The organism is Cedecea lapagei (assembly GCF_900635955.1).
GTDB classification, from domain to species: Bacteria; Pseudomonadota; Gammaproteobacteria; order Enterobacterales; family Enterobacteriaceae; genus Cedecea; species Cedecea lapagei.
The window spans coordinates 3,333,707-3,345,824 of the sequence record NZ_LR134201.1 but is presented as its reverse complement, the minus strand read 5'-3'; the positions used below and the strand labels follow the sequence as shown (position 1 = coordinate 3,345,824).

12 protein-coding genes are annotated in these 12,118 nt (G+C 56.1%); 1 reads left to right on the top strand and 11 read right to left on the bottom strand.

Annotation, left to right across the window (positions count from 1 at the left end; all coding sequences use genetic code 11):
• From mrdA to leuS, 7 genes are all read right to left on the bottom strand, one after another.
• The gene (gene mrdA, locus EL098_RS16225; RefSeq protein ID WP_126357167.1) at positions 1-1,902 is read right to left on the bottom strand and encodes a peptidoglycan DD-transpeptidase MrdA; all 1,902 of its coding nucleotides are present in this window, start codon (positions 1,900-1,902) and stop codon (positions 1-3) included.
• Positions 1,903-1,929: 27 nt separating this feature from the next.
• On the bottom strand, positions 1,930-2,400 hold the full coding sequence (gene rlmH, locus EL098_RS16220) for a 23S rRNA (pseudouridine(1915)-N(3))-methyltransferase RlmH (RefSeq protein WP_008456055.1): 471 nt from the start codon (positions 2,398-2,400) through the stop codon (positions 1,930-1,932).
• A 3-nt stretch (positions 2,401-2,403) separates the two neighbouring features.
• Positions 2,404-2,721 (bottom strand): ribosome silencing factor, encoded by a 318-nt coding sequence (gene rsfS / locus EL098_RS16215; protein ID WP_126357166.1) that lies wholly within the window; start codon positions 2,719-2,721, stop codon positions 2,404-2,406.
• A gap of 319 nt (positions 2,722-3,040) precedes the next feature.
• On the bottom strand, positions 3,041-3,688 hold the full coding sequence (gene nadD / locus EL098_RS16210; protein WP_126357165.1) for a nicotinate-nucleotide adenylyltransferase: 648 nt from the start codon (positions 3,686-3,688) through the stop codon (positions 3,041-3,043).
• The gene (holA, locus tag EL098_RS16205; RefSeq protein ID WP_126357164.1) at positions 3,681-4,712 is read right to left on the bottom strand and encodes a DNA polymerase III subunit delta; all 1,032 of its coding nucleotides are present in this window, start codon (positions 4,710-4,712) and stop codon (positions 3,681-3,683) included. Before holA ends, nadD begins: the two co-directional genes overlap by 8 nt.
• On the bottom strand, positions 4,709-5,326 hold the full coding sequence (lptE, locus tag EL098_RS16200) for an LPS assembly lipoprotein LptE (protein ID WP_126357163.1): 618 nt from the start codon (positions 5,324-5,326) through the stop codon (positions 4,709-4,711). Before lptE ends, holA begins: the two co-directional genes overlap by 4 nt.
• Positions 5,327-5,340: 14 nt before the next feature.
• Entirely contained in the window at positions 5,341-7,923 is a 2,583-nt protein-coding gene (leuS, locus tag EL098_RS16195; RefSeq protein WP_126357162.1) for a leucine--tRNA ligase, read from the bottom strand.
• Between the two features lie 264 nt (positions 7,924-8,187).
• On the opposite strand from leuS, the gene EL098_RS16190 reads away from it, so the two are divergent.
• A complete protein-coding gene (locus EL098_RS16190) occupies positions 8,188-8,670 on the top strand; it encodes a zinc ribbon-containing protein (RefSeq protein ID WP_126357161.1) in 483 nt (160 codons plus the stop codon).
• A gap of 79 nt (positions 8,671-8,749) precedes the next feature.
• Here EL098_RS16190 and rihA read toward each other — a convergent pair whose 3' ends face one another.
• The 4 genes from rihA to EL098_RS16170 all read right to left on the bottom strand — a co-directional run bounded on the left by rihA (position 8,750) and on the right by EL098_RS16170 (position 11,951).
• Positions 8,750-9,691 (bottom strand): pyrimidine-specific ribonucleoside hydrolase RihA, encoded by a 942-nt coding sequence (rihA, locus tag EL098_RS16185; RefSeq protein WP_126357160.1) that lies wholly within the window; start codon positions 9,689-9,691, stop codon positions 8,750-8,752.
• Between the two features lie 120 nt (positions 9,692-9,811).
• On the bottom strand, positions 9,812-10,537 hold the full coding sequence (locus EL098_RS16180; RefSeq protein ID WP_008456069.1) for an amino acid ABC transporter ATP-binding protein: 726 nt from the start codon (positions 10,535-10,537) through the stop codon (positions 9,812-9,814).
• Positions 10,537-11,211: a glutamate/aspartate ABC transporter permease GltK gene (gene gltK / locus EL098_RS16175; RefSeq protein WP_039301099.1), complete on the bottom strand. Its 675-nt coding sequence runs from the start codon at positions 11,209-11,211 to the stop codon at positions 10,537-10,539. The genes EL098_RS16180 and gltK overlap by 1 nt, the downstream gene beginning before the upstream one ends.
• Positions 11,211-11,951 carry an amino acid ABC transporter permease gene (locus EL098_RS16170; protein WP_039291167.1) on the bottom strand — a complete coding sequence of 247 codons (741 nt, stop codon included), beginning with the start codon at positions 11,949-11,951 and terminating at the stop codon, positions 11,211-11,213. Before EL098_RS16170 ends, gltK begins: the two co-directional genes overlap by 1 nt.
• Positions 11,952-12,118: the final 167 nt, after the last annotated feature.

Genomic DNA, 12,118 nt, shown 5'->3' with positions numbered 1-12,118 from the left:
TTATTGATCCTCTGCGGCCGAGGCGGCCGGTGCTTCCGACGGCAGTACCGTGTTGTTATCCCCTAACATGACGTGGTCGAGGATCTGGCGCATGATGGTCCCGACTGCCGGGCCTGCGCCGCCGTTTTCCAGAATCATGGTCACGGTATACTGCGGGTTGTCGTACGGTGCGAACGCCGTCATCAGCTTGTGGTCGCGCAGGCGTTCAGCAATTTTATGTGCGTTGTACGTTTCGTTAGCCTTCAGACCAAAGACCTGCGCGGTACCGGATTTCGCCGCTACTTTGTAAGGGGCGTTGGCAAAGTATTTGTGCGCGGTGCCGTTAGGCCGATTCGCCACGCCATACATCCCGTCTTTGGCAATTTCCCAATAGCCTGAGTGAATGTCGCCCACCGGGGCTTCCGTCGGCTGCTGCCAGGGAACCTGCTTGCCGTTTTCCGTGGTGCTCATCAGCAGATGCGGCACGCGGACAATGCCGTCGTTTATCAGGATCATCATCGCCTTGCTCATCTGGATAGGCGTTGCCGTCCAGTAGCCCTGGCCGATGCCCACCGGAATGGTGTCGCCCTGATACCACGGTTTTTTAAAGCGTTTCAGCTTCCATTCGCGCGTTGGCATGTTACCTGAACGCTCTTCTGAAAGGTCGATTCCCGTCAGGTGGCCGTAGCCAAATTTACTCATCCACTCGCCGATGCGGTCGATACCCATGTCATAGGCGACCTGATAGAAGAAGGTATCGGCGGACTCTTCCAGCGATTTGGTCACGTTCAGGCGGCCGTGGCCCCATTTTTTCCAGTCGCGGTAGCGTTTCTCAGAGCCTGGCAGCTGCCACCAGCCCGGGTCAAACAGCGAAGTGTTGCGCGTAATGACGCCCGCGCTTAGCGCAGAGACCGCCATATAAGGCTTCACCGTGGAGGCCGGAGGGTAGACGCCCTGGGTCGCACGGTTAATCAGCGGAGTATTCGGGTCGCTCAGCAGGCCGGAGTAGTCCTTGCTGGAGATCCCATCAACAAACAGGTTTGGGTTGTAGCTTGGCATGGAAACCAGCGCCAGAATGCCGCCGGTGCGCGGATCGGTGACCACCACCGCCGCGCGGCTGCCCGCCAGCAGGGTTTCGATATACGTCTGGAGTTTCAGATCCAGCGTCAGGTAAATATCGTGCCCGGCCTGCGGCGGCACTTCTTTAAGCTGACGGATCACCCGGCCACGGTTGTTAACTTCAACCTCTTCGTAGCCCGTCTGGCCGTGCAGAACATCTTCGTAATAGCGCTCGATGCCTAGCTTGCCGATGTCATGGGTTGAGGCGTAGTTAGCCAGCTTGCCCTCTTTATCCAGGCGCTCAACGTCTTTATCGTTAATTTTTGAGACGTAGCCGATGACGTGGGTCAGCGCAGAGCCATAAGGATAATAGCGGCGCTTGTACCCCTTAACTTCCACGCCGGGGAAGCGGTACTGGTTTACCGCAAAGCGGGCAACCTGAACCTCAGTAAGATTGGTTTTTACCGCAATAGAGGTAAAGCGGTGCGAGCGTGCACGCTCTTTTTTGAAGTTGGCGATGTCATCATCGGTCAGGTCAACAACCGGGCGTAGCGCCTCCAGCGTTTCCTGAACATTATCGACTTTCTCCGGCATCATCTCTATCTGGTAGATGGTGCGGTTCAGCGCCAGCGGCGTGCCGTTGCGATCGTAGATAATGCCGCGACTTGGGGGAATCGGAACCAGCTTGATGCGGTTTTCATTGGACCGCGTCTGGTAGTCGTTGAAGCGGACAATCTGCAGATTATAAAGGTTGGCGATCAGCACGCCGGTAAGCAGCAAGATGCCGATAAAAGCGACCAGCGCCCGGCGCACAAAGAGCGCAGACTCAGCAGTGTAGTCGCGAAAAGAATTCTGTAATTTCATTCGCCGCTTCGTTTTATCCGCTCAGGTTTACTCACGATGGTAGGGGTGATTGGTGGTGATACTCCACGCCCGGTAGAGGCTTTCCGCCACCAGCACCCTGACCAGCGGATGAGGCATGGTTAGCGTGGAGAGCGACCAGCTTTGCTCGGCGGCAGCCTTGCAGGCCGGCGCTAAGCCTTCCGGTCCCCCAATCAACAGGCTGACATCACGGCCATCCTGTTTCCAGCGTTCCAGCTGCGTGGCAAGCTGCGGGGTGTCCCACGGCTGGCCGGGAATATCCAGCGTCACGATCCGATTGCCTTTGCCCGCGGCGGCCAGCATCATTTCGCCCTCTTTTTCGAGGATACGTTTGATGTCGGCATTTTTGCCGCGCTTTCCAGCCGGAATCTCTACCAGCTCAAAAGGCATATCTTTCGGGAAACGACGCAGATACTCGGTAAAACCGGTCTGCACCCAGTCAGGCATTTTGGTTCCAACGGCCACCAGTTGCAGCTTCACCCGTTAGCTCCAGAGTTTTTCCAGTTCGTACAGCTGGCGGCTCTCTTCCTGCATGACGTGAACGATAATGTCGCCAAGGTCGACAACAACCCAGTCTGAAGCATTAATGCCCTTCACGCCCATCGGCGCCAGGCCAACCTCGCGGGAAGACTGTACAACGTGTTCAGCGATAGACATGACGTGACGGTTTGACGTCCCGGTACAGATGACCATGCAGTCTGTGATGCTGGATTTGCCTTTAACATCAATTGCGATGATGTCCTGGCCTTTGAGGTCGTCGATTTTATCAACAATGAAATCCTGAAGTGCTTTACCCTGCAAGTGTTCCCCCTGGGAGAATAAGAGTGTGTGGTTTGACCCGTAAATAACCCTATATACCCAACAGGGCGGGCGGCTTTGGCTGAAAAATTGGCCGGCCAGCGCGAGTCGGGGGCTATCATCCCACTGCACGCCGGAGTTTGCATCGCCATTTTTGTAAAACTATTTCAGAAAAGCCGGATTTACGGGCAGGAAATTATGGCAGCGGAGCATAACAGCCTGAGGGGTGGTGTCAATGGCTGGTGCTCCCGGTGAAACATAATAGCGTAAACCTGCGCATTTCACCGCTGCTCCTGCGTGTAATTCAGACCAGGCTTAAGGCTTAGCGGTATAGCCCGTGCTGCAGAATAAAGGCCAGCACAGCAGGGGGAACCAGGTCATCACAGGGCTGATTATGCTCAAGCCGGTCGCGAATAGCCGTGGCAGATATGTCATACAGCGGAGTGGGGGCCAGAAAGACTTTTCCCGCCGCCTGCTGATGGAGTACTTCCACCGAATCCGTTACGTTTTTTGCCAGCCAAGACTGCTGCTCCGGGGTTTCCATCGTCAAGGGATAGCCCGGACGTTGGGTGACCAGAAGGTGGCAAAGCGTGAGCAGCGTTTCCCAGCGGTGCCAGCGGTGCAGGCTGAGTAAAGAGTCCTGACCGATAATAAAAGCCAGCGGCTGTTTTGGGCCCAGCTCGGCCCGAAGCTGCTCCAGCGTCTCTACGGTCCATGAAGGCGTGGAGCGAGCCAGCTCCCGATCGTCCAGGGTGAACAGCGGGCTGCCGGCTATCGCCAGCTCAATCATCTGTTTGCGCTGCTCGCTGCTCGCTTCCGGCTGCGGGCGATGGGGCGGCACATTATTCGGCATGATAGTGACGCTTTTTAGCTTCACCAGACGCGCCAGGGCTTCAACCGATTTCAGGTGGCCGTAATGGATAGGATCGAATGTCCCGCCGTACAGCGCCAGAAGGGAGGGTTCAGGCATCGATAAAGATTTCCGGTAAGGCTTTATGGCAGATCAGCAGGGAGAGGCCTTCAAGTTCGTCCCACACGGACTGGCCGTAGTCTTTCTTCAAAGTCAGCTCGATGCGCGTCAGTAATCGAACGGCCTGGTAAAGTTGTTCGGCCGATACGCGGTTGAGCGCTTCGGTAACCAGCTGACGGCGGTTTTGCCAGACCCGCTGCTGGTCGAACAGCGTTCGTAGCGGCGTCGTTGCAGACTGGCGTTTGAGATTGACCAGCTGCAGCAGTTCTCGCTGAAGCGTACGTAAAAGTATGACCGGTTCGCTGGCCTCGAGGCGCAGCTGCTGCAATATATGCAGCGCCCGCTTGCTCTTACCTGCCAGCAAAGCATCGACCCAGTGGAAGGGCGTGAAGTGGGCGGCATCATTTACCGCCTGCTCGACCCGGGGCAGCGTCAGTTTGCCGTCTGTCCAGATTAGCGACAGCCGCTCCAGCGCCTGAGAAAGCGCCAGCAGATTACCCTCATAGCAGTAGCAGAGCAGCTGATTAGCCGCGTCGTCCAGCGTCAGGTTCATCTGTTTTGCGCGCTGAGAGACCCAGCGGGGCAGGTTTGCCTGTTCAGGCGTCTGGCAGGTGACAAGCACCGAGCGGTTTGCCAACTGGGTAACCCAGGCAGCATTCTCCTGGGCTTTGGTCAGTTTGTTGCCACGAACCAGCAGCAAAATGTCGTCGTGAAGCAGGCTGACCAGCGTCTCCAGCTGAGCGTTGATCGCGGCATTGGGGCCGTTTTCCGGCAGCAGCAGGAGCAGCGTCTGGCGGCTGGCGAAAAGGCTAAGGGCCTGGCAAATGGAAAATAACGCCTGCCAGTCTGTAGAGGCGTCTATCTGAACGGTATGGTGTTCTTCAAAGCCCTGCTGCTGCGCGATCTTGCGAACGGCATCCTGACTTTCCTGAAGTAAGAGGGGGTCGTTACCTGACAGCAGATACGCCGCGCGCAGCCCTTCTTTGAGCTGCGCGTGGAGTTGTTCCGGATACACTCGGATCATTTGCTGCCAGAAGTTGCCGACAGCGTGGTAGAGACCCGGCCAGCAGGAGCAGGCGAGGCCGGTTTTTGTGCGTTAACCGGTTTTTCCTCTTCCTTCGTTGCTTCAACGTCTGCCGCGTGAACGGCCAGCAGTTTGCGGATCAGCTGTTGGGCAACGTTGGTGTACATCTCTTTGATAATCAGATCCTGCTCGGCGTCTTTCGCCAGCGCAGTCAGTGGGTTATCAAAGAACGAACGGTAGGTCTTTGCGCTGATTGGATAAATGTCGTGACCCGGGATCAGAACCTGGGCATTCACGACCATCACCATCTGGTATTCCGCGGTCTGGCCGTTCTGGAATACAGAAGCGGTATCCTGACCCAGGCTGTAACCCCCCACACGCAGGGACGGAATATCCTTACGGACGCCGGTACCGGTATCGTCAACAATCGTGACGCCGTTTAAGCGCAGCTGCTTACGGATTTCACGCGTTAACGGACCGTTAGGATCGCCAGAGTTGAGGATCAGCGTCTTCATCTCTGAGGGGACCTGCGTGTTGCCACGCAGGTGAAAACCACATCCGGCGGTGACCAGCACCGCCAGGGTTACTAACAGGGTGACAAAGGGATGTCGCACGCTTCCTCCTGCGCTTAGCCCACAACCAGGTTGAGCAGTTTACCCGGAACGTAAATCACTTTACGCACGGTTACACCCTCAAGATATTTCGCGACCAGATGTTCCTGGCCGGCGCGCTCGCGCACCTGTGCTTCAGTGGCATCGGCAGGTACGGTTACTTTACCGCGCACTTTGCCGTTAACCTGAACGACAACCAGACGAGAGTCTTCAACCATTGCCTGCTCGTCCGCCTGTGGCCATGGCGCGTTGTCAACATCGCCTTCACCGCCCAGCGACTGCCACATGTCGAAGCAAACGTGCGGGGTGAACGGATAGAGCATACGCACAACGGCCAGCAGCGCTTCGTTCAGCAGAGCACGATCCTGCTCGCCGCCCTGCGGTGCTTTTGCCAGTTTGTTCATCAGCTCCATGATGGCTGCAATGGCGGTGTTGAAGGTCTGGCGGCGGCCGATATCATCGGTCACTTTGGCAATGGTTTTATGAACGTCGCGACGCAGCGCTTTCTGATCTTCGCTCAGCGCGGCAACGTCCAGCGCTGGTGCTGCACCCCGGTTGGTATGCTCGTAAACCAGTTTCCAGACGCGTTTCAGGAAGCGGTTTGCGCCTTCTACGCCGGACTCCTGCCACTCGAGCGTCATATCCGCCGGTGAAGCAAACATCATAAACAGACGAACGGTATCCGCGCCGTAACGCTCGACCATCACCTGCGGGTCGATGCCGTTGTTTTTCGACTTCGACATTTTGCTCATGCCAGCATAGACCAGTTCACGGCCTTCTGCGTCACGGGCTTTTACGATACGGCCTTTATCATCACGCTCAACGATAGCGTCCACCGGAGAAACCCAGTTACGCTCGCCGTTAACGCCGGTGTAGTAGAAGGCATCAGCCAGCACCATGCCCTGACAAAGCAGCTGTTTAGCCGGTTCGTCAGAGGTTACCATGCCCGCGTCACGCATCAGCTTGTGGAAGAAGCGGAAGTAGAGCAGGTGCATGATGGCGTGTTCGATACCGCCGATGTAGATATCTACCGGTAACCAGTAGTTTGCGGCTTTGGAATCCAGCATGCCTTTGTCGTACTGCGGGCAGGTGTAGCGCGCGTAGTACCAGGAGGACTCCATAAAGGTGTCGAAGGTGTCGGTTTCACGCAGCGCAGGCATGCCGTTGACGGTGGTTTTCGCCCACTCAGGATCGGCTTTAATCGGGCTGGTGATGCCGTCCATAACCACATCTTCCGGCAGAATAACCGGCAGCTGGTCTTCAGGCGTAGGTATTACGGTACCGTCTTCCAGCGTCACCATCGGGATTGGCGCGCCCCAGTAACGCTGACGGGAAACGCCCCAGTCGCGCAGGCGGAAGTTCACTTTACGCTCGCCCACGCCTTTGGCTGCCAGCTTATCGGCAATGGCGTTGAAGCCCTGCTGGAAGTCCAGACCGTCGAACTCGCCGGAGTTAAACAGCGTGCCTTTCTCGGTCATTGCGGCGGCGGAAAGATCCGGCTCGCTGCCGTCGGCATTCAGAATAACCGGCTTGATTGACAGGCTGTATTTGGTGGCGAATTCCCAGTCGCGCTGATCGTGGCCCGGAACGGCCATCACGGCACCGGTGCCGTATTCCATCAGCACGAAGTTAGCGACCCAAACCGGAATGCTTTCGCCGGTCAGCGGATGAATAGCGTTGATACCGGTAGCAACACCTTTTTTCTCCATGGTCGCCATCTCGGCTTCGGCCACTTTGGTGTTACGGCACTCTTCAATAAATTCGCCAAGCGCGGGGTTATTGACCGCGGCCTGCTGAGCCAGAGGGTGACCGGCGGCAACGGCCAGGTAGGTCACACCCATAAAGGTGTCAGGGCGGGTGGTATAAACGGTCAGCTTCTCGGCGCTGTTTTCAACGTCGAAGGTAATCTCCACGCCTTCGGAGCGGCCAATCCAGTTGCGCTGCATGGTTTTGACCTGATCCGGCCAGTGATCCAGCGTATCCAGGTCGTTCAGCAGTTCGTCGGCATAGGCGGTGATTTTAATAAACCACTGCGGGATCTCTTTACGCTCCACCTTGGTGTCGCAGCGCCAGCAGCAGCCGTCGATAACCTGCTCGTTAGCCAGCACGGTCTGGTCGTTCGGGCACCAGTTTACCGCGGAGGTTTTTTTGTAAACCAGACCTTTGTTGTACAGCTGGGTGAAGAACTGCTGTTCCCAGCGGTAGTACTCAGGCGTACAGGTGGCCAGCTCGCGGCTCCAGTCGTAGCCAAAGCCCAGCGTTTTCAGCTGGTTCTTCATGTAATTGATGTTGTCGTAGGTCCACGGCGCAGGAGCGGTGTTGTTTTTCACCGCGGCGCCTTCGGCCGGCAGACCGAAGGCATCCCAGCCGATCGGCTGCAGGACGTTTTTGCCCAGCATACGCTGGTAGCGTGCGATAACGTCGCCGATGGTGTAGTTACGGACGTGGCCCATATGTAGTCGGCCGGAAGGATAGGGCAGCATTGAGAGGCAGTAATATTTCTCTTTGCCTTCGTCTTCGGTCACTTCAAAAGTACGGTTCTCTTGCCAGTGTTGCTGGACGTTGGATTCTATCTCTTCCGGGCGGTATTGCTCTTGCATGGCAGCCAGTAGTCCTGTTGATGAAAGACGGCTACGAAAAGTAGCCTTTAATGAATTCGAGTTCAGATCGCCATAGCATAGCCGATTAGACAGCGGCAAAACAGCCTTTCGACGCCCTCAGTGACCATTTCGGCGTTCCGGGACGTTTGCAGTTTTTTACCCGGGGTGTGGCTAATCTAACAAAGCGTTACCGGATTAACGTCTACTCTTAGAGTTAGTTACCACACCGCGAATGCAGGAATTCTTCAAGGAGGCAGGTTAACGATGAACAAGGTTGCTCAATTTTACCGGGAGCTGATTGAATCGCTGAGCGAGCGGCTGCGCAAGGGAGAGCGTGATATCGATGCGCTGGTGTCCAGCGCCCGCAAGCAGATCAACGCTACCGGCGAACTGACCCGAACAGAGACAGAAGAGGTGACGCGGGCCGTGCGCCGCGATCTTGAAGAGTTTGCCCGCAGCTACGGTGAAAGCCATGAAGAATTTACCGACAGCGTCTTTATGCGGGTGATTAAAGAGAGCCTCTGGCAGGAGCTGGCGGACATTACCGATAAAACCCAGCTTGAGTGGCGGGAAGTGTTTAAAGATTTGAGCCATCACGGGGTCTATCACAGCGGCGAAGTGGTGGGGCTCGGAAATCTGGTGTGTGAAAACTGCCATCACCCTATAGCGATCTATACGCCGGAGGTGCTATCCGTCTGCCCCAAATGCGGCCACAACCAGTTCCATCGTCGACCGTTTGAACCATAAATAAAAGCAAAACGGCAACGACGTTGCCGTTTTTAGTGTCGGCAGCCTCTCCCTGTGGGAGAGGGCCGGGGTTAGGGCATCAGGCCGCAGAATAATAAGCCAGCCTTTCCGCCAGCAAATCCACAAACCCCTCTCGATCTATGTCCACCATCACCGAGGTATTCGGCGCATTGCCGGTCAGCGAATAATAATCTACCACCGTCATACCCTGAGTGTATTTACCCTGCGTTTCCACCCCAACCCATCTCTTCACCGTGGTAAACATCTCTGGCTTCAGCAGCCAGGCGATGGTGCAAGGGTCGTGCAGCGGCGCGCCGTGGAAGCCCCATTTCTCGGCTTTGTGATACTCCATAAAGAAGTCGAGCAGCTCGGCCACGGTCGTGGCGACCGGGTTACCCACGGAGCGGAAGCGCTCAATATCGTCCGCCATAATCTGCGCGCGATGGGTAACGTCCAGCCCCGCCATCACAATCGGCAAGCCCGACTGGAAGACAATCTCCGCCGCTTCTGGGTCGACAAAAATGTTGAACTCTGCCGCTGGCGTCCAGTTCCCCAGCCCCATTGCGCCACCCATAATCACGATCCGGGCGATTTTACCGTACAGTTCAGGATGACTGTTCAGCAGTAGCGCAACGTTAGTTTGCGGGCCGGTCGCCACCAGCGTGACCGGCTCTGCGCTTTCACGCAGCACCTTCGCCATCAGCTCCACGGCGGTGCAGTTTTGCGGCGCAAACCCTGGCTCCGGCAGCGCAGGACCATCCAGCCCGCTTTCACCGTGGACGTTGTCCGCGATGATAAGCTCGCGCATCAGCGGCTTAACAGCGCCGCCTGCCACCGGAATATCGGTACGGTTTAACAGCGTCAGCATGCGCAGGACGTTACGCAGGGTTTTGTCCGGCGTCTGGTTTCCGGCGGATGAGGTAACGGCTTTGACGTCCAGTTCAGGCGAGGCAAGTGCAAGGACGAGGGCGATTGCGTCGTCATGACCCGGATCGCAATCGAGAATGATCGGCTGTGCCATAGAGTTCTCCATTCTTAGCGTTATTTTGTGACAAGGTTAACGCCGCGAAGTGAAGTCGACGAGAAGACGAGGTGCAAAGCGTGAGGCAGTGCGCAATCCGCAGATTGCGCACCGTGGAGATTAGTGCAGAATTTTTGCCAGGAAGTCTTTAGCGCGCTCGGACTGAGGATTATTGAAGAAGTCATCTTTATTGGAGTCTTCGACAATTTTTCCTTCATCCATAAAGATGACGCGGTTAGCCACTTTACGGGCAAAGCCCATTTCGTGGGTCACCACCATCATGGTCATGCCTTCGTTTGCCAGCTCAACCATAACGTCCAGCACCTCGTTGATCATTTCCGGATCGAGGGCGGAGGTAGGTTCATCAAACAGCATGGCAATAGGATCCATACACAGGGCGCGGGCGATGGCTACGCGCTGCTGCTGGCCGCCGGAGAGCTGAGCCGGATATTTATCGGCATGCGCGGCAAGCCCCACGCGCTCCAGCAGTTTTAACCCTTTGGCACGAGAGGCCGCCTTATCGCGCTTCAGCACTTTGACCTGGGCCAGCGTCAGGTTTTCGATAATCGACAGGTGAGGGAACAGCTCGAAATGCTGGAACACCATGCCAACGTGCGAACGCAGCTGCGCCAGATTGGTTTTCTTGTCGTTAACCTGAGTGCCGTTAACCAGGATCTCGCCTTTTTGCACCGGCTCCAGGCCGTTGACGGTTTTGATAAGCGTGGACTTGCCGGAGCCGGAAGGCCCGCAAACTACCACCACTTCGCCTTTTTTCACTTCGGTGGAGCACTCGGTCAGCACCTGAAAGTGACCATACCATTTAGAAACATTTTTCAGGGTAATCATTAAACAGTCCTTTTCTTCAAGTAGCTGACCAACAGCGATGCACTGAGGCTAATCACAAAATAGACCAGACCGGCAAACAGGATCATTTCGACCTGCGTTCCGTCACGCTCACCGATGGTGGAGGCGGTGCGGAAGAAGTCTGCCAGGCTTAAGACATACACCAGAGAGGTATCCTGGAACAGCACGATCCCCTGGGTTAACAGCAGCGGCACCATGGCGCGGAAAGCCTGCGGCAGGATGATCAATTTCATCGACTGCCAGTGGGTCATCCCCAGCGCCAGCGCGGCATTTGACTGCCCTCTGGAAATACTCTGAATGCCGGCGCGGATGATTTCCGAGTAGTAGGCGGCTTCAAACATGGAGAAGGCGACCATCGCGGAAATCAGGCGGATATCGGTTTTAGGCGACAGGCCAAGCACCGACTGCAGGAAGCCTGGCACCACCAGATAAAACCAAAGCAGTACCATCACCAGCGGCACGGAACGGAAAACGTTCACGTAGGCGGTCGCGAACCACGCGATAGGTTTGAAGCTCGACAGGCGCATGACCGCCAGCAGCGTGCCCCAGACAATACCGATCACCACCGCGGTAACGGTGATTTTCAGCGTAATGACCAGCCCCTGCATCAAGTACGGCAGGGCAGGTAGAATTGAACTCCAGTCAAGATCGAGCATTATTTGCCCCCCATATTGCCAGGCAGGCGAATTTTACGTTCCACCACATACATCACGCCCATGATCACGGCGTTGATCAGGACATAGGCTAGGGTAATCGCCGTAAAGGATTCATAGGCGTGCGCCGAGTAATCCAGCAGCTTGCCCGCCTGTGCCGCCATATCTACCAGACCAATGGTCGAAGCGATGGCCGAGTTTTTCACCAGGTTCATCATTTCGGAAGTCATTGGCGGCACGATGACGCGATAGGCGTTAGGCAACAGCACGTAGCGGTAGGCCTGCGGCAGGGTCAATCCCATCGCCAGCGCGGCGTTCTTTTGCCCGCGAGGCAGAGACTGAATTGCTGCCCGAACCTGTTCGCATACGCGAGCGGCGGTAAACAGCCCCAGACAAATCATTGAGGAGAGGAAGAACTGAATATTTGGATCGAGCTCGGATTTAAACCACATGCCGATATTTTCCGGCAGCAGTTCCGGTACCACCAGGTACCAGGTAAAGAATTGCACTATCAGGGGAACGTTGCGAAACAGTTCAACGTAGAGCGTACCGATGCCGGAAAGGAATTTGTTAGGCACCGTACGCAAAATACCAAACAGAGACCCCACCAGAAAAGCAATGATCCATGCGGTAATCGACAGGGCGACGGTGACCTGGAAGCCATTCCAAATCCAGCCCAGATAGGTTGTGTTGCCGAACGGGGCGGGCTGTAAAAAAATCCCCCAGTTCCAGTCTATAGACATAACTTACTCCGAGATAAAAAAAGAGGGTAGCTCAGGCTACCCTCGAAGATTGATGAGAAGCCGGTGTCCTTAAGCAGATCTTTGTCTGCGTTTTTGGGCACCTTCACGCGGGTGGGGGAACGACCCACCAACGCATAGTCTGTCCTGGCTTCAGTTCGTCAATCGGG